The 20,901-nt window shown below is 34.9% G+C and carries 21 protein-coding genes; 6 read left to right on the plus strand and 15 right to left on the minus strand.

Annotated elements, in window-relative coordinates:
- The first annotated feature begins 10 nt into the window (after positions 1-10).
- The 4 genes from A6I66_RS10075 (at position 11) to A6I66_RS10090 (ending at position 6,120) form a co-directional block, all read left to right on the plus strand.
- A complete protein-coding gene (locus A6I66_RS10075; RefSeq protein WP_067148673.1) occupies positions 11-589 on the plus strand; it encodes a cob(I)yrinic acid a,c-diamide adenosyltransferase in 579 nt (192 codons plus the stop codon).
- 286 nt (positions 590-875) lie between these two features.
- A complete protein-coding gene (locus tag A6I66_RS10080) occupies positions 876-1,097 on the plus strand; it encodes a DUF2795 domain-containing protein (RefSeq protein ID WP_019387375.1) in 222 nt (73 codons plus the stop codon).
- Positions 1,098-1,265: 168 nt separating this feature from the next.
- The gene (gene secA / locus A6I66_RS10085) at positions 1,266-4,622 is read left to right on the plus strand and encodes a preprotein translocase subunit SecA (protein ID WP_067148676.1); all 3,357 of its coding nucleotides are present in this window, start codon (positions 1,266-1,268) and stop codon (positions 4,620-4,622) included.
- 349 nt (positions 4,623-4,971) lie between these two features.
- The gene (locus A6I66_RS10090) at positions 4,972-6,120 is read left to right on the plus strand and encodes an SMP-30/gluconolactonase/LRE family protein (RefSeq protein ID WP_067148679.1); all 1,149 of its coding nucleotides are present in this window, start codon (positions 4,972-4,974) and stop codon (positions 6,118-6,120) included.
- Positions 6,121-6,245: 125 nt separating this feature from the next.
- Here the strand turns inward: A6I66_RS10090 and A6I66_RS10095 are convergent, their stop codons facing one another.
- Positions 6,246-6,710, minus strand: a complete 465-nt coding sequence (locus A6I66_RS10095; protein WP_084399617.1) for a hypothetical protein — start codon at positions 6,708-6,710, stop codon at positions 6,246-6,248.
- A 92-nt stretch (positions 6,711-6,802) separates the two neighbouring features.
- A complete protein-coding gene (locus tag A6I66_RS10100) occupies positions 6,803-7,474 on the minus strand; it encodes a peptidoglycan DD-metalloendopeptidase family protein (protein WP_067148683.1) in 672 nt (223 codons plus the stop codon).
- Positions 7,475-7,679: 205 nt separating this feature from the next.
- Between A6I66_RS10100 and ttcA the strand changes: the two genes are divergently transcribed.
- The gene (gene ttcA, locus A6I66_RS10105) at positions 7,680-8,447 is read left to right on the plus strand and encodes a tRNA 2-thiocytidine(32) synthetase TtcA (protein ID WP_067148686.1); all 768 of its coding nucleotides are present in this window, start codon (positions 7,680-7,682) and stop codon (positions 8,445-8,447) included.
- 341 nt (positions 8,448-8,788) lie between these two features.
- Here the strand turns inward: ttcA and rimO are convergent, their stop codons facing one another.
- The 12 genes from rimO to recR form a co-directional block, all read right to left on the minus strand.
- Positions 8,789-10,093, minus strand: a complete 1,305-nt coding sequence (gene rimO, locus A6I66_RS10110; protein WP_067148689.1) for a 30S ribosomal protein S12 methylthiotransferase RimO — start codon at positions 10,091-10,093, stop codon at positions 8,789-8,791.
- A gap of 244 nt (positions 10,094-10,337) precedes the next feature.
- On the minus strand, positions 10,338-11,312 hold the full coding sequence (gene ftsY, locus A6I66_RS10115) for a signal recognition particle-docking protein FtsY (protein ID WP_067148692.1): 975 nt from the start codon (positions 11,310-11,312) through the stop codon (positions 10,338-10,340).
- A 211-nt stretch (positions 11,313-11,523) separates the two neighbouring features.
- A complete protein-coding gene (locus A6I66_RS10120) occupies positions 11,524-11,676 on the minus strand; it encodes a DUF4295 domain-containing protein (protein ID WP_067148695.1) in 153 nt (50 codons plus the stop codon).
- A 48-nt stretch (positions 11,677-11,724) separates the two neighbouring features.
- Entirely contained in the window at positions 11,725-11,907 is a 183-nt protein-coding gene (gene rpmG / locus A6I66_RS10125; protein WP_007648529.1) for a 50S ribosomal protein L33, read from the minus strand.
- A gap of 25 nt (positions 11,908-11,932) precedes the next feature.
- Positions 11,933-12,169 carry a 50S ribosomal protein L28 gene (gene rpmB, locus A6I66_RS10130; protein WP_067148698.1) on the minus strand — a complete coding sequence of 79 codons (237 nt, stop codon included), beginning with the start codon at positions 12,167-12,169 and terminating at the stop codon, positions 11,933-11,935.
- An 83-nt stretch (positions 12,170-12,252) separates the two neighbouring features.
- On the minus strand, positions 12,253-13,503 hold the full coding sequence (locus A6I66_RS10135) for a competence/damage-inducible protein A (RefSeq protein WP_067148701.1): 1,251 nt from the start codon (positions 13,501-13,503) through the stop codon (positions 12,253-12,255).
- 8 nt (positions 13,504-13,511) lie between these two features.
- Positions 13,512-13,853: a hypothetical protein gene (locus tag A6I66_RS10140; protein ID WP_067148704.1), complete on the minus strand. Its 342-nt coding sequence runs from the start codon at positions 13,851-13,853 to the stop codon at positions 13,512-13,514.
- Positions 13,854-14,465 carry a fumarylacetoacetate hydrolase family protein gene (locus A6I66_RS10145; RefSeq protein ID WP_067148706.1) on the minus strand — a complete coding sequence of 204 codons (612 nt, stop codon included), beginning with the start codon at positions 14,463-14,465 and terminating at the stop codon, positions 13,854-13,856.
- Between the two features lie 64 nt (positions 14,466-14,529).
- Positions 14,530-15,306: a 3'-5' exonuclease gene (locus A6I66_RS10150; protein ID WP_067148708.1), complete on the minus strand. Its 777-nt coding sequence runs from the start codon at positions 15,304-15,306 to the stop codon at positions 14,530-14,532.
- Between the two features lie 106 nt (positions 15,307-15,412).
- Complete coding sequence (locus tag A6I66_RS10155; protein WP_067148711.1) at positions 15,413-16,747, minus strand: dihydrolipoamide acetyltransferase family protein; 1,335 nt, start codon at positions 16,745-16,747, stop codon at positions 15,413-15,415.
- Positions 16,748-16,833: 86 nt separating this feature from the next.
- On the minus strand, positions 16,834-17,937 hold the full coding sequence (locus A6I66_RS10160; protein ID WP_067148713.1) for a glycosyltransferase family 2 protein: 1,104 nt from the start codon (positions 17,935-17,937) through the stop codon (positions 16,834-16,836).
- A 78-nt stretch (positions 17,938-18,015) separates the two neighbouring features.
- Entirely contained in the window at positions 18,016-18,633 is a 618-nt protein-coding gene (recR, locus tag A6I66_RS10165; RefSeq protein WP_067148716.1) for a recombination mediator RecR, read from the minus strand.
- A 96-nt stretch (positions 18,634-18,729) separates the two neighbouring features.
- On the opposite strand from recR, the gene A6I66_RS10170 reads away from it, so the two are divergent.
- A complete protein-coding gene (locus tag A6I66_RS10170) occupies positions 18,730-20,199 on the plus strand; it encodes a sodium:solute symporter (protein ID WP_067148719.1) in 1,470 nt (489 codons plus the stop codon).
- On the opposite strand, the gene A6I66_RS10175 is transcribed toward A6I66_RS10170, so the two are convergent.
- Positions 20,149-20,511 (minus strand): CoA-binding protein, encoded by a 363-nt coding sequence (locus tag A6I66_RS10175; RefSeq protein ID WP_067148722.1) that lies wholly within the window; start codon positions 20,509-20,511, stop codon positions 20,149-20,151. The genes A6I66_RS10170 and A6I66_RS10175 overlap by 51 nt on opposite strands.
- Between the last annotated feature and the right edge of the window lie 390 nt (positions 20,512-20,901).

Genomic DNA, 20,901 nt, shown 5'->3' on the forward strand with positions numbered 1-20,901 from the left:
CACATAAAACATGAAAATTTATACAAAAACAGGCGATAAAGGCACTACAGCTTTATTTGGAGGCACAAGAGTTCCAAAACACCACATCAGAATTGAAAGTTATGGTACTGTAGATGAACTCAACTCATATTTAGGTTTAATACGCGATCAACCCATTCATCAAGATTATATTGATTTAATTATACGTATTCAAGACCGCTTGTTCACGGTAGGTGCCGAATTAGCAACCGATCCTGACAAAGCCACATTAAAAAATGGTAAAGAGCGACTAAATATACCCAGAATCTCTATTGAAGATATCGAGCGACTGGAGCATGAAATGGATATGATGAATGAAGCCCTTCCCGAAATGACTCACTTTATTTTACCCGGCGGAAATCAGTCTGTGTCATTCTGTCATATAGCACGTTGTGTGTGCCGTAGAGCCGAGCGACTAGCTTCTCAACTTAATGAAACAGAACCTATTGAAGCCAATACTTTAACCTACCTTAACCGACTATCTGACTACCTTTTTGTGTTGGCACGGAAGTTGTCTTATGATTTAAGAGCACAAGAAATTAAGTGGATTCCTCAAAAAAACGAAAGCTAATTGACTTTAATTTCATGCGCTATTGAGCTCGTCCATTTTTAATAGGCGATACACAATAAACAAAGACGTTCTTGTAATTAATGATAAATGCATTTTAAAAAATCTTACTAAAAATTTGAGATGATTTTTAATAAGGTTTTTACTCATGTTGAGCCCTTTATATTCAAAAGTCACCATTCTTTTGAGCTTTAAAAACAAAAAAACTCATTGAATATGAAATAATTCATTTTTTTCTTGCTTGTTTAAACTAAAAATTTATTTTTGCACAAAATTAAACACGTAAGAAATGTATTGGACTTTAGAACTAGCATCTTATTTAAGTGATGCACCTTGGCCAGCAACAAAGGATGAGCTTATAGATTACGCCATTAGAACAGGGGCCCCTTTAGAAGTTGTGGAAAACTTACAATCTATTGAAGATGAAGGAGACTCTTATGACTCTATTGAAGAAATTTGGTCTGACTATCCTACAGATGAAGATTACCTTTGGAATGAGGATGAATATTAAACAAACACATAAAGAATAGTTAAAAAAGTCTCAATTTGAGGCTTTTTTTTATCCATATCTTTAAACAAGATGTATCTTTGGAAGCACTTAAAAATGCTTGAAAAGAACCATTTAAAATATATTAGACAACCCTAGTACGTTCTAGGTGTAACACATAAAATAACTCTCATGAATCTTTTAAATTCTGTATTAAAAGTTTTTGTTGGCGACAAATCGAAACAAGATGTCAAGGCTATTACGCCAATAGTTTCCAAAATAAAAACTTTTGAATCTGCTCTAGAAGCATTATCTCACGACCAATTAAGAGCAAAAACAGCCGAGTTTAAGGCTAAAATTGCCGAAGCTAATAAGGCCATCGATGAAAAAATCGCGAATCTTACTTTAGAGGCTGAAAACACCGAGGACATTGATAAACGTGAAGATATATACTTGGACATCGATAAGCTTAAAGATGAAGCTTACGAAGTCACTCAAAGTGTATTAAACGACATTCTTCCTGAAGCTTTTGCTGTTGTAAAAGAAACTGCAAAACGTTTTGTTCATAATACCTCTATTTCAGTTACAGCTAACGAATTTGACCGCTTAATTTCAAGCGAAAAGGATTATGTTGTTCTTAAAGACGATCAGGCTGTTTGGGCAAACTCTTGGGATGCTGCTGGTAAAGCCATCACTTGGGATATGATTCACTACGATGTACAACTTATTGGTGGTATTGCCATGCACCAAGGTAAAATTGCCGAAATGCAAACGGGTGAAGGTAAAACATTAGTGGCAACACTTCCTGTTTACTTAAATGCCCTAGCTGGTAAAGGAGTTCACTTAGTAACGGTTAACGATTACTTAGCGAAACGTGATAGCGCTTGGATGGCGCCAATTTTTCAGTTTCATGGTTTAAGTGTTGATTGTATTGATTACCACAGACCAAATTCTGAAGAAAGAAGAAAAGCTTATAATGCCGACATCACTTACGGAACCAACAACGAATTTGGTTTCGATTACTTACGTGATAACATGGCACATGCTCCAGAAGATTTAGTGCAACGTCCACACAACTACGCCATTGTCGATGAGGTCGATTCTGTATTAGTTGATGATGCCCGTACGCCATTAATTATTTCTGGACCAATTCCTAAAGGTGATCATCACGAATTTAATGAGTTAAAGCCTAAAGTTGACGACATTGTTTCGGTACAACGTAAATATTTAACGGGTGTTTTAGCAGAAGCTAAAAAATTAATTAAAGAAGGTGATACTAAAGAAGGTGCTTTTCAATTGTTACGTGTTTACCGCGGAATCCCTAAAAACAAGGCGCTTATTAAGTTTTTATCTGAAGACGGTATCAAACAACTGCTTCAAAAAACTGAAAACTTCTACATGCAAGATAACAACCGTGAAATGCCTAAGGTAGACGCGGAACTTTACTATGTTATCGAAGAAAAAAATAATCAAGTTGAATTAACCGACAAAGGGGTTGATTACATTTCAGGAAAAGACAATCCAGACTTTTTCATCTTACCAGAAATTGGTGATGAAATTGCTAAAATAGAAAGTCAAGGGCTTTCTGCTGAAGAAGAAGCTACTCTTAAAGAAGATTTATACAAAGATTTTGGGGTGAAATCTGAACGTATTCATACCCTTAATCAATTACTAAAAGCCTACGCTTTATTTGAAAAAGACACACAATATGTGGTGATGGATAATAAAGTGATGATCGTTGATGAGCAAACTGGTCGTATTATGGACGGACGTCGTTACAGTGACGGACTTCACCAAGCGATTGAAGCTAAAGAAAATGTAAAAATTGAAGATGCTACTCAGACTTTTGCAACGGTAACCCTTCAAAATTACTTTAGAATGTACCGCAAACTATCTGGTATGACAGGTACTGCGGTTACTGAAGCTGGTGAGTTCTGGGAAATCTATAAATTAGATGTGGTTGAAATTCCAACCAACCGCCCAATCGCTCGTGATGATAGAGACGATTTAGTGTTTAAAACAAAGCGTGAAAAATACAATGCTGTAATTGACGAGGTAACCCAATTATCACAAGCAGGGCGCCCTGTATTAATTGGAACAACGTCTGTAGAAATTAGTGAGTTATTAGGAAAAATGCTTAGCATTAGAAAAATACCACATAATGTACTTAACGCAAAACAACATAAAAGAGAAGCCGATATCGTTGCTGAAGCTGGTAATGCTGGGCAGGTAACTATCGCTACCAATATGGCTGGTCGTGGTACCGATATTAAATTATCTGAAGAAGTAAAAAAAGCTGGTGGTTTAGCCATCGTTGGTACCGAGCGTCACGATTCGCGTCGTGTAGACAGACAGTTACGTGGTCGTGCTGGTCGTCAAGGTGATCCCGGAAGTTCACAATTTTACGTGTCATTAGAAGATAACTTGATGCGTTTATTTGGTAGCGAACGTATTGCCAAAATGATGGATAAAATGGGCTTAAAAGAAGGTGAAGTTATTCAACACTCTTGGATTTCTAAATCTATTGAAAATGCTCAGAAAAAAGTGGAAGAAAACAACTTTGGTGTTCGTAAACGTCTATTAGAATATGATGATGTGATGAACGCACAACGTGAAGTGGTTTATAAGCGTCGTCATCACGCCTTACACGGAGAGCGTTTGCGTGTAGACTTAGCGAATATGCTTTTCGATACTTCGGAAATTATTTCTGAAAAAAACAAAATCGCTAACGATTATAAAAACTTTGAGTTTGAGTTGATTCGTTATTTCTCAATGGGTGCTCCAGTTACTGAAGCTGAATTCGGAAAATTATCGGCTCAAGAAATCACTTCTAAAGTTTACCATGCAGCCTTCGATCATTATAAAGAAAAGATGGCGCGTAATGCCGATATGGCTTTCCCTGTTATTAAAAATGTGTACGAAACGCAACGCGATAAGTTTAAACGTATCGTAGTACCATTTACCGATGGGATAAAATCATTAAACGTAGTTACCGATCTTGAAAAGGCCTATGAAACTAACGGTAAACAATTAATTACCGACTTTGAAAAGAACATTGCTCTAGCCATTATCGATGATGCCTGGAAAACGCATTTACGTAAAATGGACGAATTAAAGCAATCGGTACAATTAGCGGTTCATGAGCAAAAAGATCCTTTATTAATTTACAAATTTGAAGCTTTCGAACTATTCAAAAGCATGATTGACCAAGTTAATAAAGACGTGATTTCATTCTTATTTAAGGGTGAGTTACCTCAAGAAACTCAAAATACCATTCATGAGGCCAGACAAACACGTGTAAAAGAAAACACGCAAACTCAAAAAGAAGAAATCCCAAATCTAGACGAGCGTTCTGCTCAAAGTAGAGCTGCAAGTAACACGCAACGTCAACCAGAAGTTGTGGAAACTGTTGTACGTTCGGCTCCAAAAATTGGACGAAATGATCGCGTAACGATTAAAAACGTTATGAATGGTGAAAATAAAACCATGAAATTCAAACAAGCTGAACCTTTATTAGCTAAAGGTGAATGGGTTATTGTTGAAGATTAATTCCTGCGTATACAGGAAACTTATAAATGAAAAGCGGGTGTTGAAATTAATTTCAACACCCGCTTTTTTGTTTTAAATACTATATCTATTCGAAATACTAAGAGTATAAGAATTCGACGAGATCAGAATGACGCTACAACTATTCATTGAATTTTGAACCATACTAAAAATTGTCTTCATTGTTTTGAGTTACTCCACCTCCCAAACAAAATCGAAAGACTGTATTAACAAAGTTGCTAAGAAATAATTAAAATGAAGCACAGTAACAGATAAAAGACTATTAGTACAAGGTAAATTAGGACAAGTTTTAAGGGTGTTAAAAAGATAGTTTTGTAAAAAAACTAACACAATGAAATTACAATTACTCTTAGTCACAATACTTTTTAGCAGTATTCAATCTTTTTCTCAAACCCCTGTAAAATTAAGTTCTGGTCAATTTAATTTTATTGAACGCCCTGTTTGGGATAGAAATGATCATATTTATTTTTCTGATGTAGGAACAAGGAAAGTTGAAGTTTATACCGTTTCTACAAATAGCTTTTCTACGGCATTTACTTCTAGTGTAAGAACAAATGGCCTTATGTTTGACAAGAATATGAATATAGTTGTTTGCGAATTTCAAGGCGGACAAATAACCGAAAAATCTACTATCGGCACATTACAAGACACCTATGCAACTGGCTTTACAAACCCAAATGATTTATGTATAGATAAAAAAGGAGGTGTTTATGTTACAGACCCTAATGTAAAAGAAATCTACTATTTAAGCCCAGGCACAACTAAAACAAAAACTTTAATTGATAGTAGTATTGAATTTCCTAACGGCGTAATTATTTCTAATGACGGAAAGACCTTATTTGTAAGTGACTCAAACAACTATGACATTTTAAAATTTGACATCGATTTAAACACCGGGCTTATTAGTAACAAATCGGTTTTTGCTACATTAACAGATACAGATAACTCGGAACCAAAATCGCTTGCTGATGGTATGGCGCTAGATACAGATGGTAACTTATACGTAGCTGCAAAAAAATCGATTCAAATTTTTAACACATCCGGTACTTTAATTAACACCATTAATTTTACAGAAAATCCAACCAACTGTACTTTCGGCTGTTCTAGTTTAAACACTTTATATGTAACAACTCCTAATGATTTTTATAAAATTGATTTTAGTGGTGTTACCGGATTTCAACATCCATTCGATTTACCCGAGACATCACTTTCGGTTAACAAAAAAAGTAAGGATTTTCAATTTAAAACATTTCCTAACCCTACTTACAACCATCAAATAAAAGTTGCTGTTGGCGATAATAACATAACAGAAATAACACTATACAATAATGTTGGTCAAAAAATTAAATCATACGATTTTAAAAAGACAAGTAATATTATAGATATAAATTTAGATCCTAATTTAAAGGCAAATCTTTACATCTTGACTATAAGAACAGCAGACGGCAACATGGCATCTAGTAAAATATTGGTTCTGTAATAAAAGTACTAAAGAATTGGTATAAGTAAAAATTAGACCATATAAAAAAATCCCGATAGGCATTTGCTATCGGGATTTTTATTTAGAATAAAAGGATATTCTTTTGAAATTAAAGTGCCAAGCTGTTAGTCTTCAGAACTTACATTTATTTCTAACTTGAAATTTGCTTTTTCATTACGTCTTGCTGCACTACGCATTAAGTAAACACGGATGGTATAATCACCACTTTCTGCCAATTCACCTTCATACATGTTCTCGTCCATAGAGCTGTTATAAATAGCAACATACTCTTCACCTGGCTCCATAATATTAAAATAATTTGCCGTATTATCAGTTACCATACTCACGTTCATAAATTGACCTTTTCGCACATTGATTTTATAATCGACAATTTGTTCTCCTTTTATACTTGACTCTATAAAAGTTCCTGATGTACCCTTATCAAAATGAACCTCTTCGGTTTTGATGGTAGCTGTTTGTGCGTTTACACTAGAAAACGCTAATAAAACAGCCAAAACGCTAAAGCTTAATTTTTTAAATAAGGGAGTTTTAAAAGCACCAAAACTGTTTAATGGATTAAAATGTTTCATAAGTTTTTATAATTAATGTTCTGTATTAAATGTACGAAAAAAACATATATCTAATTCTAATAGCAAATTAATTTAGCGGAAGAAAGTTATGGTTACAACTTTAACAATAGTTCTGGATTCGGACAATTCTTTTCGTAAAAATCTAAAGTTTGTTTACTACAAACTCCTGGATAATCACCTTCAAGACCCTGAATATCTTTTATGATTTGAAAATGCAAATGTGGCGGATAATTACCATTAACTTCTGAAGCACCCAATCGCCCTAAAACATCACCTGGATTGAAAGTTTGTCCGATTGAAATTTGAGAAATACTATCCACACTTAAATGCCCATAAAGTGTATAAAACGTATGTTTCTCTACCTCATGTTCTAAAATAATCGTTGGACCATAATCTCCAAAATTGGTATTGTTTTTAAAACTATGAACCTGACCAATAATAGGTGCTAACACGGGTGTATTCTCGGGACACCAAAAGTCCACACCCAAGTGTATATTTCGAGCTTTTCGGTTATCTTCTAAAAAATAGGTGCTGCGTTTATAAATATTGCGCACTTCCAAATAGCCTCCATAAGCTACTTCAGACTCATGATTGGCAAGAAAGCTATCGATATAAGCACTAAATTGCTCAACAGAATTCAAATCGACTTTTGAAAACGCACTATTGGTAATCGATAAATCTATAGGCACATATTTAGAAGCTTCAAAAAGTTTTATAGGCTGTTCTAGACTTTTAATAATATCTTCTATAACATTCACATCCATGATAACACAAGTTGTTTTAGCATTTATAATTTAAGTGAAGTACTGTAAAAAAGCAGCAAAGCAAAATACTGCTTTTCACATTGAAATCATAAGTTAACAACATAAATCAAAGCTACATTTTAAGTTGATGTTAACATCATATTTTAGTGAAATTTAGTTGTTATTTATAATTCCAGAATATGACATAAAGTAATACTTTTGCAAGATGGAAAGTATAGAACAGGTTACTAAAAAATTACATCGCGCAACAGGCGAGGCCATCAAACAATATACAATGATTGAAGATGGCGATCGTATTATGGTATGTCTTTCTGGCGGAAAAGACAGTTACACCTTACTTCAAATGTTGTTGCACTTTAAAAAGGTGGCTCCCGTTTCTTTTGAAATTATAGCTGTGAATTTAGATCAGAAACAACCAGGTTTCCCTGAACATGTACTTCCTGAATATTTAACGGATCTGGGTGTACCTTATAAAATCATTGAAAAAAACACCTATAAGGTGGTAATGGAAAAGACGCCTGAAGGGAAAACTACCTGCAGCCTCTGCTCCAGATTACGACGTGGCACCCTCTATGAAGCCGCAAAAGATTTAGGCTGCAATAAACTAGCGTTAGGCCATCATAGAAATGATATTATTGAAACGTTTTTACTGAATTTCTTTTTTGCCGGCAAACTAGAGTCCATGCCTCCGAAATTTAAAAATGATGCTGGCGATTTAATTGTATTACGTCCGTTAGCCCTTTGTAAAGAATCAGACATTGAAGTTTATGCCCAGCATATGGACTTCCCTATAATTCCTTGTAATTTATGTGGTTCTCAAGAAAATTTGCAGCGTAAAAAAGTAAAGGAAATGATTAGTCAATGGGAAAATGAATTTCCTGACAGAAGTTCCGTTATGCTGAATGCCTTGCAGAATGTTTCGCCTTCTCACCTTTTGGATAAGAATATTTATGATTTTGATGTTTTGGAATAGGTAATGACCGAAATTCAATTAACTCAAAAGGTTCTCCATTAAAAAATTAAAGTGACCCCTCTACACTTCTTGTGTTGTTGTCATTCCGATACGCAGTGAGAAACCTCTTTTAAAACTAGGATATTCGTTAACGAGAAGATTTCAACTAATGTCGAAATGACAGTAGCCGCGAGTTATGTAGATAAAAACTTACCTCCTTTAATAGGGGGTTCGAGCAGAGTCGAGAACATTATAGCTTCAATTTAACAAAACTTCTCGACTCCGCTGGAAGACCTTGAAAACTTCTAGGGATAAGATGCTTCAGTCGTACCTCATTCTGCATGACAGCGCATAAGCATTTACTAAGAAATTACCTCGCCGTATAAATCGAAATCTTCAGCTTCTATAATTTTAACCTTAGCAAACTCACCGGTTTTCAAATAGGTTTTAGTCGCATCAATTAAAACTTCGTTATCTACATCAGGCGAATCGAATTCGCTACGTCCCACAAAATAATTACCTTCTTTTCTATCGATAACCACTTTAAACTCCTGCCCTATTTTTTGTTGATTCAGCTCCCATGAAATTTGAGATTGAATTTCCATGATTTGATTAGCGCGATCTATTTTCACTTCTTCAGGAACATCATCTTCTAAATTATAAGCATGTGTATTCTCTTCGTGACTATAAGTAAAACAGCCTAAACGCTCAAAACGCATATCGCTTACCCATTGTTTTAATTCTTGGAAATTCGCTTCAGTTTCACCTGGATAACCTACAATCAATGTCGTTCTAATAGTCATTTCAGGCACTTTAGCACGAAATTCTTGAATTAACTTTGTTGTTTTATCCTTAGTGGTTCCTCGACGCATACTCTTCAGTATATCATCTGAAATATGCTGTAATGGAATATCTAAATAGTTACAAACCTTTGGTTCACGATTCATGATATCTAACACATCCATAGGGAATCCTGTTGGAAATGCATAATGTAAACGAATCCATTCGATACCTTCAACCTTTACCAAGGCTTCAAGTAATTCGGCAAGGTTACGTTTTTTATATAAGTCTAATCCGTAATACGTTAAATCTTGAGCAATTAAAATCAATTCTTTAACGCCGTTTGCCGCTAATTTTTCGGCTTCAACAACCAAGTCTTCAATAGGTGTACTTTTGTGCTTACCACGCATAATTGGAATGGCACAGAAAGAACATGGTCTATCACATCCTTCGGCAATTTTTAAATAAGCATAATTTTTAGGCGTCGTGGTTAAACGCTCACCAATCAACTCATGCTTATAATCGGCACCCAAAGCTTTTAATAAACCAGGTAATTCGGTAGTTCCAAAATACTGATCCACATTAGGAATTTCCTTCTGTAAATCTGGTTTATAACGCTCACTTAAGCAGCCTGTAACAAAAACTTTATCGACTTCACCATCCTCTTTCTTCTGCATGTACTCTAAAATAGTGTTCACACTTTCCTCCTTGGCATTATTTATAAAACCACAGGTGTTAATCACAACAACGTTGCCTTCTTCTTCATGCACAACATCTTTACCGCTAGCTTTTAATTGCCCCATTAGGACTTCACTATCGTAAACGTTTTTACTACAACCTAGAGTAACCACGTTTATTTTATTTTTCTTTAGAGTTTTTGTACGCATAACTTGAATAAATGAGGGCGCAAAGATACGGAATGATTTAGGATATTGCGTAGCAAAGTGCCAAAGATTCAGAGTCTCAAAGACTCAGAGTTACAGAGACTCAAAGATTCAAAGATGCAGGGGCTGAAAATACTGTAGGCATTAGGTATAACGCATAAAGCTTATGGCATACAGAAGTTTTCCTTAAAGTAACTTAGTGTTAAAACCTAAAACTGATGAGATTCCTGCTTTCGCAGGAATATTGTTACTTAAAAAAAGAGTCGACGAATTCGAATTTATTGAAAACCTGTAAATCTTCAATACCCTCGCCTACTCCGATATATTTAACTGGAATTTTAAACTGATCAGAAATACCGATAACGACACCACCTTTGGCAGTACCATCTAGTTTGGTTACTGCTAATGAAGTCACTTCTGTAGCCGCCGTAAATTGCTTAGCTTGCTCGAAAGCGTTTTGTCCTGTAGAACCATCTAAAACCAATAAAACATCATGAGGCGCATCGCCAATTACTTTTTGCATGACACGTTTCACTTTAGACAATTCGTTCATTAAGTTTACTTTATTATGCAAACGGCCTGCTGTATCGATAATAATAACATCGGCACCTTGATTAACACCAGATTGTAAAGCATCGAAAGCCACAGAAGCTGGATCACTTCCCATATCTTGGCGTACCATAGGTACATCAACACGATCTGCCCAAACTTGTAGTTGATCTATAGCTGCCGCCCTAAAGGTATCAGCTGCTCCTAAAACAACTTTTAAACCTTGTTTTTTAAACTGATAAGCCAGCTTACCAATAGTAGTCGTTTTTCCAACACCATTAACACCAACAACCATTAAGATATAAGGTGTTTTTGAACCATTCGGTTGTTTAGGAAGTTCAGGGATGGTGTATTCTGTGTCTTCACCAGAATTGGTTTCACTTAAAAGTCCCGCAATTTCTTCTCGCAATATTTTGTTAAGCTCATCGGTGCCTAAATATTTATCTTGAGCAACACGTTCTTCGATTCGCTCAATAACTTTAAGCGTCGTATTTACACCGACATCACTAGAAACTAAAACTTCTTCAAGGTTATCTAAAACATCATCATCGACTTTAGACTTCCCTGCTACAGCTTTACCTAATTTATCAAAAAAACTAGATTTTGACTTTTCTAATCCTTTATCTAAGGTTTCTTTTTTTTCTGAGGAAAATATTTTTTTAAAAAAACTCATATTGCTTTGCGGTTCATTGTTTAATTAGATGGCTACAAAAAGCTTATTTTAAAATCCACTTTTGATGTTACCTGCTGTATTCTTGTCAATTTCCTTACCATTTTAAACAAACTGTTAATATGTCAGAAACATCGAAAATCATTTCAAATATAAAAATAAAAAAGCTGCTTTCGTAAAGAAAGCAGCTTATAATATCTTGAAACGCTACGTTTTAGTTTTTAGCTAAAAAGTCGTTAACTTCTTCTGGACTCATGATAGATTCAACAAACATGTAAGCTCCAGTTTTAGGAGACTTTACCATCTTTATTGCTTTAGTTAATCTTTTAGATCCTGTTTGTAATGATGCTACTGATTTCTTTGCCATGACCTATTTGGTTTTATTTGGCATTTTTAACAATGTAAAAATGTCTAATTATTTAATTTCTTTATGAACTGTCATACGCTTAAGAATTGGATTAAATTTCTTAATCTCCATTCTATCTGGCGTGTTCTTTTTGTTTTTCGTAGTAATATATCTAGAAGTTCCTGGTTGTCCAGACTCTTTGTGCTCTGTGCACTCTAAAATTACTTGTATTCTGTTACCTTTCTTTGCCATGTCTTTTTACTTTTAAATACAGCTATTATTTTAAAAATCCTTTAGATTTCGCATCTTTAATCGCTGCAGATATACCAACTTTATTAATGGTTTTTAAAGCAGATGCAGAAACCTTTAAAGTTATCCAGCTGTCTTCTTCTGGAATGTAAAAACGTTTCTTTAGTAAATTCGCATTGAACTTGCGTTTAGTTCTGTTTAATGCATGAGACACGTTGTTTCCAACCATCGCCTTCTTTCCTGTTAGTTCACAAACTCTTGACATTTCTATATAACTTTAATTTCTTTGTTGCTTAAAATCGAGGTGCAAATATACAACTAATTTATATTCTAACAACAGAAACTTAATCAATTTTTAAAAATTTCTTTTAAAAGCATTTCCAAGGCCTTATTTACCGCCTTATTTATGACCTTAATTCTTAAATTTCCAAAGTTAAATTCCTGAGAATAAACGGCATTTTGAGTCGCCACAGCAATAAAAACAGTACCAACTTCGGCCTCTGAATCGCCTTTTTTAGGTCCTGCATTACCTGTTGTTGCAATCGCGTAATCTGACTGAAATAATTCGCGTGCATTTCTCGCCATACTTTCTGCAACCTGTTTACTTACAACAGAATGTGTATTAACTTCTTCTTCAGAAACCTTTAATACATTAATTTTTGATTGTGTTGAATAAGTCACCAGTCCGCCTTTAAAGTAAGCCGAAGCACCTGGATTTACCGTAAATCTCTCGGCCACAGCACCTCCAGTACAACTTTCAGCAATGGCTAAGGTTTCACCTTGCTTGGTGAGTTGTTTAGCGATTATAATCTCTACCGAGCCTTCTTTATCTTCTATACCTGCAAACTCCTCTTGAATTAGAGGTATAACGGCATCAATCTGACTTTGTACGTCTTGAATCAATACTTTTTTATCAAACCCTTTGGTCGATAATCGTAATCGCATTAAACCCAAACTTGGTAAATAGGCCAACCTTATATGTGACGGTAGCGCATCTTCCCAAGCCTCAATACGTTCGGCTAAAGCACTTTCTCCTAAGCCATAAACCAATAAGGTTTTATGAAGAATATATGGGCAATTGTATTTACTTTTTAAATGAGGAACCACTTCATGTTCAATGAGGTACTCCATTTCATAAGGCACACCTGGAAGAGAAATAAAAACCTTTTCTCCTTTTTCCATCCACATGCCAGGAGCCGTGCCTAGCGTGTTCATTAAAACTTTAGACGTTGATGGCACCAAGGCTTGGTCTCGATTAACCTGAAGCAATTGTGTTCTAACGTGTTGTTTCCAAATCGACTCTATATTTTCGAGCACAGAAGTATTTAAAACCAACGTATCATTGAAATACTCTGCTATGGTTTTTTTAGTAATATCGTCTTTTGTAGGACCTAATCCTCCGGTAAGTATAATAATATCGACTCTGTTTTCAGCATCTTCAAGAGCTTGTAATATATGCCCTTTATCATCTTGAATGGAGGTGATTTGATATACCGAAACCCCTATTTTATTGAGTTGCTTGGCTATAAAAGCAGAATTTGTATCGATAACCTGACCTATAAGAAGCTCGTCACCTATGGTTATTATTTCTGCTAGCATGTATTCATTTATAAATTGAAATCCGCCTTTAATTCAGCCGCAGCATTTTCGACAGCTGTTAAGACAATATTTAATTGTTCAGTGATATCTTGATCTTTTTTCTCGAACTTGCCCCAATCTTGAACCTCAATTAGTGTTTCTAAAACCCCTAATTCGAACAGATCGACTGTTGGCTTCATTTTATGAGCTGCCTGATAGGCATTGTAATAATCTTTATTAGTAACAGCAACTTTCAATCTTTCAGCATCCTCTGGCACTTCACCTAAAAAGGCATCTGCCAAAGCCGCTATAAAATCTTCATCATTGTCTGCTAATTCTCGTACCCTAAATAATTTGTAATGTTGTTCCATTTACTTAACTGTTATTGAAAACATTTCTTTGTCTTCTAAGAATCCTATTAACTTATCATTTGCGTAAACTTTACCTACGCCTGCTGGGGTACCGGTAAAGATAATATCTCCTATCTTTAATGTGAAATATTTAGACACATATTCTATGATTTCATCGATTTCCCAAAGCATGAGGTTTGTATTTCCATTTTGAACAATATTTTCGTTCTTTTTTAAACAAAATGCAATATTGTTTACATCTGGAAGTTCGGCTTTTGGAATCCAACGCCCTACTACAGCTGCCCCATCAAAGGATTTCGCTTTCTCCCAAGGCAAACCTTTTGCTTTTAATTGACTCTGTAAATCTCGGGCAGTAAAATCAATCCCCAAGCCTATTTCATTATAATATTTATGCGCAAATTTCTTATCGATATGCTTCCCTACCCTATTTATTTTTACCAACACCTCCACCTCATGATGTACATCATCAGAAAAATCTGGAATAAAAAATGGTTGTTTTTTAAGTAGAATGGCGGTATCTGGTTTTATAAAAATAACCGGATCACTGGGCTTTTCATTTTGTAACTCTTTGATGTGTTCGGCGTAATTACGTCCGATGCAGATAAGTTTCACTCAGATTATTGATTATGAATTATTGATTATTGTTTATGGAGTAAGTCAAATTGTTAATGATCTACTACCCCAATTTGTTGTTAAAATTTCTAAGCTTGATGGCTGTTAATACCTTTTTAGTATACAATGGAAAATCGGCATTTAATAACCATCCAAAATACCCAGGCTCCTTTTCTAAAACTTCGGTTACCAGTTTACCTTTATGCTTTCCGAAAGAAAAACACTCTTCGCCGTTTTTATTAAAAGCGATAAAACCTGCAAAATCGGCAAACTTTTTTCTAGAACTGAATTCTGCCAAAAACTTCGTGTCGTTCTCTAAGCTGTCGTATTTTGACAACTGAGCCTTTAACACCTCGTAGGTAGCATTGGTGTCAGCTTCAGCACTATGCGCATCATCTAAATTTTTATCACAATAAAACTTATAAGCGGCACTTAATGTACGCTGCTCCATTTTATGAAATATAGTTTGAACATCTACAGCTAAACGATTTCGCATATCAAAATCGATTTCTGCACGTAACATTTCTTCAGCTAAAAGCGGAATATCGAAGCGATTAGAGTTAAACCCTCCTAAATCGGAATCCTTTATCATATTATAAACTTCCTTGGCTAATTCCTTAAAAGTAGGTTCGTTAGCCACTTTTTCATCGGAAATCCCATGAATGGCAGTCACCTCAGCAGGTATTGGTCTTTCAGGGTTTACCAACCAGGTTTTACTTTCTTTATTTCCATTTGGAAACACTTTAAGTACTGAAATCTCTACAATACGGTCGGAGGTTATATTAATCCCTGTTGTTTCTAAGTCGAAAAAACAAATGGGTTTTTTAAGGTTTAATTCCATGAATTATTATCTATAGTAATTTTAAATACGATTGGGTACTCTACAAAAATAAAAAAACCCAACCGTTTAACGGTTAGGTTTTTCAATAGTTTATTTATAATCGTTATTACAACACTCGATTAACATCCCAAGCTTCTAGATAATCCTTAACAGCTTTAACAAACATACCACCTAAGGCACCGTTTACTACGCGATGATCGTAAGAATGAGATAGGAACATTTTATAACGAATACCTATGAAATCGCCTTCAGGAGTTTCAATTACCGCCGGCACTTTTCTAATGGCACCTAGGGCTAAAATACCAACTTGTGGCTGATTAATAATAGGCGTCCCCATGATACTACCAAAAGACCCAACATTAGTAACCGTGTAGGTTCCGTCTTGAACTTCGTCTGGTTTTAGTTTATTTTCTCTGGCGCGATTAGCCAAATCATTTACCTGCTTTGTCATGCCTACAAGGTTAAGCTGATCGGCATTTTTAATAACAGGTACAATAAGATTACCATCTGGCAAGGCCGCTGCCATACCTAAATTGATATTTTTCTTTTTTATAATGGTATCTCCTTTTACAGAAATATTCATCATGGGATAGTCGCGAAGTGCTTTAGCTATAACTTCCATGAAGATTGGTGTAAAGGTTAAGTTTTCACCTTCTTGCTTCATGAAATTATCTTTAACTTTCTTTCTCCAATTCCAAACATTAGTCACATCGGCCTCGATAAAGCTTTGTACATGTGCTGACGTTTGAAGCGAATCGGTCATGTGATTTGCAACCAGTTTGCCCATTCTAGTCATTTCTATGATTTCATCTTCACCACTAGAAATAACAGAAGCTACCTTAGGAATTGCTTTAGCGGCAGGTTTACTTTGCGCAGCAACAGGTGCTTGAACCACAGGCTTTTCTTCAACCGGCTTACTATCTTTATTTTTTATATAATCTAAAATATCATTTTTGGTAACACGACCTTCACTTCCTGTCCCTACAATAGCATCTAACTCTGATTGTGAAATATTTTCAGCCTTAGCAATATTTCTAACTAAAGGCGAATAGAATTTATTATCACTAGAAACTATAGGGTTAACTGACTCTTGAACACTCGTAATACTTTGAGTGATTTCTTCAACAGCCTTTTCTTGATCTTCTGAAATCTCCACAGGCGCATCGTCTTCATTTGTATCTTGGTCTGAAACAGAATCTCCTTCCGTTTCAATAATTGCTAATACTTGACCTACTTGCACAACATCATCAACATCGAAAAAGCGCTCCACAATAACACCATCAACCTCACTAGGCACCTCACTATCCACTTTATCTGTTGCGATTTCCAAAATAGGATCGTCCATTTCAATAGAGTCTCCCACCTCTTTCAACCAAGATGTTATTGTTGCTTCTGCAACACTTTCTCCCATTTTTGGTAACTTAAGCTCGAACTTTGCCATATCAATAACGTAATAGTGTATTTTTAATTTTCAGTTGCAAAATTACTGAAAACACATGAATTTCTTTAAATTATTTGCAATAAAAACTACTTTAAACTTATAATCTCTCCTCTTGCCAATCCGTTGTCACTTCCTATAATAAAATCCGAATTATTTGGCAGTATCTTATAAGTTAGGGCTTTATTTTGAGAAAATGAAGATTCTATGAATTGAATGATTTCTTTAAAACTTAAAAAATTTCCATCAAAAATAACCTCAACATCGGTTTCAACAGTTTTTAAATCACTTTTCAAAACTACAGGACGATCTAGAAACTTTTCTAAAGATAAATTTCTGGCTTTAGACACCAAATAATAAGCCTGAATCTGTTTCTTCCTAACATGGGGCACCTTTCTTAATAAATAGAAAAACTTAATCCCTACCCAAACTACAAAATCAAAAACAGCATTAGATTTAAAGTGCTTTTCATAAAATATTTGCATGGCACCAAAAAAACGACGCGCATAATTTTTATCTCGTAAAGTACTTTCTCCTTTATAATGAATCACTGAAGTTTTACCATAATAATAATTTTTATAACCCGCCTGAAGCACGCTATAAGACAAGTCGATATCCTCTCCATACATGAAGTAATCCTCATCAAAACCTCCTATTTCATTGTAAACCTCTCGTTTTAAAAACATAAATGCCCCTACAAGTATCTCGACTTCACCAATTCCATCGTGACTCACATGGTTCGCATAATAGGTTTTGGAATGACCACAAATCTTTTTTAAAGCCACACTAACATAGGGTATATTTCGTTTGCTTTCTGGAAGAAAAACTCCCGATCCATTTATCAGTTTACAACCTACAATACCTAAGTCATCTTTTGTTTCTGAAAATTCTAATAATTTCAAAAACGTATCTTCAGCAACGACCGTGTCCGGATTTAGAATGCACAGGTATTCTCCTTTTGCCCGAGCTACCCCTATATTATTCCCTTTAGAAAAGCCGCCGTTTGTTTTTTCTTCTATAAGGATAACGTCTGGAAACAAGTTCTTTACCATTTGGCAGCTATCATCCTCAGAATTATTATCGACTACAATAATTTCTGAATGTATAGTAACTGTAGCAGCTTGAACACTTTTCAAACAAAGTTCCAAAAAGTGGCGCACATTATAATTTAAAATAACAATGGAGAGTTTCACGAGAGGTTTATCTTATTTAACGAGCAATTTACATGAGCTGAAAACAATCGTTTTAATAGTTTTGGTTGGTTGGTTTAATTAAGATTTTAATGAATTTTCAAAAGGCACACGATTAATAATACTTCTACTTAAGGTGATCTCATCGGCATATTCCAATTCATCTCCAACTGAAATTCCCCTTGCAATGGTTGAAGTAAAAACGTTGTAATCTTGAATTTGCTTATAAATATAGAAATTTGTGGTGTCGCCTTCCATCGTTGAACTTAACGCAAAAAGCAATTCCTTTATTTCACCTTGCTTGACTTTATCTACTAAAGACTCAATATTTAAATCGTGAGGACCGATACCATCCATAGGCGATATTTTGCCTCCTAAAACATGGTACAAGCCTTTAAAAGAACTTGTATTCTCGATAGCCATAACGTCCCGAACATCTTCAACAACACAAATTAAACTAGTATCTCTATTGGGATTTGAACAGATTTCACAAAGTTCAACATCACTTATATTATGACAAGATTTACAGAATTTAATATCATCACGCATAGTTTTTAAGGCCTCCACAAGAGCGGTGGTTTGCTCCTTGGGTTGCTTTAGCATGTGCAAAACCAAGCGTAAGGCCGTTCGCTTACCGATTCCTGGCAATTGCGACATTTCGTTTACGGCACGCTCTAATATTTTAGATGAAAATTCCATGTTTGCGAATTTACTATTTTTTAAAACATTTGAAAGCAAAGTCAAAAAAGAATAAAATCTGATGCTTTTTTGTACTTTGGCTCAAAATAAATAGTGATGACGCCTACTCAAATTCTTCTACTTATACTTGCTTATTTTGTTGTTTTGATCTTAATATCTTACTTCACAGGAAAAGAAGATAGCAATGATGCTTTTTTTAAAGCTAATAAATCAGCACCATGGTATCTGGTTGCTTTTGGAATGATTGGCGCTTCACTGTCTGGTGTTACTTTTATATCGGTTCCGGGAGCCGTAGAAACGAAACAATTTGGCTATTTACAAGTGGTTTTTGGCTACTTTTTTGGCTATCTAGTTATCGCTTATGTTTTGCTTCCTATTTACTACAAACTCAACCTAACCTCTATTTACACCTATTTAAGGGATCGTTTCGGACGCGTAAGCTACAAAACGGGTGCTGTAGCTTTTTTAATTTCACGAGTTGTTGGCGCTTCCTTTCGCTTGTTTTTGGTCGCTAAAGTATTGCAATTATTGGTTTTTGATCAGTATGGCATCCCTTTTACTGTAACCGTGATGATCACTATAGCTTTGATATGGTTATACACCTTTAAAGGCGGTATAAAAACCATCATATTTACAGATACTTTGCAAACCCTTTTCATGCTTATTTCGGTGGTGGTTACTATCGCATTTCTTGCCAATGCCTTAGATTTAAATAGCATTTCGGAAATATATAGTCAAGTGTCAACTAGTCCTATGAGTAAAACATTCTTTTTCGACGATCCTAACGACGCTCAATATTTTATAAAAAGTTTTCTGGCCGGGATGTTTATCACCATTACCATGACAGGTCTTGATCAAGACATGATGCAAAAGAATCTAACTTGCAAAAACCTAAAAGAAGCTCAAAAAAACATGATTTCCTTTAGTGTTATTTTAATTTTTGTCAATATTCTCTTTTTAGTTTTAGGGTTACTACTTACCCAATATGCGAATCAAAATGGCATAACCGCCAAAAAGGATGATTTATTTCCAACCATTGCTATGCTTCCAGAAATAGGCATTGTTACTTCCTCGTTTTTCCTTTTAGGTTTAATCGCAGCGGCTTACTCTAGTGCAGATTCTGCTTTAACCTCGTTAACAACTTCCTTTTGTATAGACATTATTGAATTAGATAAAAAACCAAAAGAAGTTCAGAAACGCATAAGAAAACGCACACACATCCTAATCAGTTTTATTTTGGTGCTAGTCATTGTGTTGTTTGATGCTATTTTTAAGGATGTTTCTGTAATTTGGGAACTTTTTAAAGCGGCAGGATACACTTACGGACCTTTACTAGGTTTATTTGCACTTGGCATTTTCACTAAAACACAACTTAAAGACCGTTATGTTTGGATCGTAGCATTAATCGCACCAATCGTATCTTATTTTATAAATGCCTATTCTATGGAGCTTCTAAATGGTTACCAAATAGGATTTGAGATTCTAATTGTTAATGGTTTACTAACCTTTCTAGGTTTAATATTGATTCGTAGAAAGCAAGACCAAAGTACAAGCAACCTCGTATAAAATACCTGCTTCATGAAGTAATTTATAAAACTCTGGGTTTTCTGTTCCGGGGTTAAAAATAACACGTTTTGGTTTTAACGAAATGATGTAATCGTAAAACGGTTTTTGTCTGGTTGGGTTTAAATAGAGGGTGACTGTGTGAATGTTTTCATAAGGCATTAATTCTGTGTCAATTTCTACACCCGAAACCACTCCTTTTTTCAATCCAAAAGCCACAACCTCAACCTGCAATGAAGCTAATCGTTGTACAGCCAAATATGAATAGCGAGTCGATTTTAATGAAGCTCCTATTACCAGTGTTTTTTTACTCATCATGTGAAATTAATTTTTATTAAAAATATACGTTTAAACAGGTTTTACAGCCGTTAATCAAGAAAACAATAATTTAAAGTATTTTTTTTAGGATTTTTACAATAAATAAGACGTTAAAACGTTACCAAAACATACAATCTAACCAGCGAGTCAAATATAATTATTAGAGTTAGTCATCTACACATATTAAAATTCGTCATAAAAGATTGGTATAATAAAGCTCGGAAAAAATTTCCGAGCTTTTCTTTTATGTTAAAATTCGTTAAAAATCAACAGGTTACGAAATGAACAAACAATTTCTACGTCTAAGCAATAAGATTTTTCACTTTAAGTGTTAATTGAAGTTGATTAATAGCTACAGAAGCCCGAATGCACCGTTCGGGCTTTTAT

Origin of the sequence: Pseudotamlana agarivorans (assembly GCF_001642835.1) — a bacterium.
Taxonomy (GTDB): domain Bacteria; phylum Bacteroidota; class Bacteroidia; order Flavobacteriales; family Flavobacteriaceae; genus Pseudotamlana; species Pseudotamlana agarivorans.

Bases quoted from the DNA above. Each gene is read 5' to 3' on its own strand.
- A6I66_RS10075 (WP_067148673.1), top strand. From the start codon at position 11: ATGAAAATTTATACAAAAACAGGCGATAAAGGCACTACAGCTTTATTT.
- A6I66_RS10080 (WP_019387375.1), top strand. From the start codon at position 876: ATGTATTGGACTTTAGAACTAGCATCTTATTTAAGTGATGCACCTTGG.
- secA (WP_067148676.1), top strand. From the start codon at position 1,266: ATGAATCTTTTAAATTCTGTATTAAAAGTTTTTGTTGGCGACAAATCG.
- A6I66_RS10090 (WP_067148679.1), top strand. From the start codon at position 4,972: ATGAAATTACAATTACTCTTAGTCACAATACTTTTTAGCAGTATTCAA.
- A6I66_RS10095 (WP_084399617.1), bottom strand. From the start codon at position 6,710: ATGAAACATTTTAATCCATTAAACAGTTTTGGTGCTTTTAAAACTCCC.
- A6I66_RS10100 (WP_067148683.1), bottom strand. From the start codon at position 7,474: ATGGATGTGAATGTTATAGAAGATATTATTAAAAGTCTAGAACAGCCT.
- ttcA (WP_067148686.1), top strand. From the start codon at position 7,680: ATGGAAAGTATAGAACAGGTTACTAAAAAATTACATCGCGCAACAGGC.
- rimO (WP_067148689.1), bottom strand. From the start codon at position 10,093: ATGCGTACAAAAACTCTAAAGAAAAATAAAATAAACGTGGTTACTCTA.
- ftsY (WP_067148692.1), bottom strand. From the start codon at position 11,312: ATGAGTTTTTTTAAAAAAATATTTTCCTCAGAAAAAAAAGAAACCTTA.
- A6I66_RS10120 (WP_067148695.1), bottom strand. From the start codon at position 11,676: ATGGCAAAGAAATCAGTAGCATCATTACAAACAGGATCTAAAAGATTA.
- rpmG (WP_007648529.1), bottom strand. From the start codon at position 11,907: ATGGCAAAGAAAGGTAACAGAATACAAGTAATTTTAGAGTGCACAGAG.
- rpmB (WP_067148698.1), bottom strand. From the start codon at position 12,169: ATGTCAAGAGTTTGTGAACTAACAGGAAAGAAGGCGATGGTTGGAAAC.
- A6I66_RS10135 (WP_067148701.1), bottom strand. From the start codon at position 13,503: ATGCTAGCAGAAATAATAACCATAGGTGACGAGCTTCTTATAGGTCAG.
- A6I66_RS10140 (WP_067148704.1), bottom strand. From the start codon at position 13,853: ATGGAACAACATTACAAATTATTTAGGGTACGAGAATTAGCAGACAAT.
- A6I66_RS10150 (WP_067148708.1), bottom strand. From the start codon at position 15,306: ATGGAATTAAACCTTAAAAAACCCATTTGTTTTTTCGACTTAGAAACA.
- A6I66_RS10155 (WP_067148711.1), bottom strand. From the start codon at position 16,747: ATGGCAAAGTTCGAGCTTAAGTTACCAAAAATGGGAGAAAGTGTTGCA.
- recR (WP_067148716.1), bottom strand. From the start codon at position 18,633: ATGGAATTTTCATCTAAAATATTAGAGCGTGCCGTAAACGAAATGTCG.
- A6I66_RS10170 (WP_067148719.1), top strand. From the start codon at position 18,730: ATGACGCCTACTCAAATTCTTCTACTTATACTTGCTTATTTTGTTGTT.
- A6I66_RS10175 (WP_067148722.1), bottom strand. From the start codon at position 20,511: ATGAGTAAAAAAACACTGGTAATAGGAGCTTCATTAAAATCGACTCGC.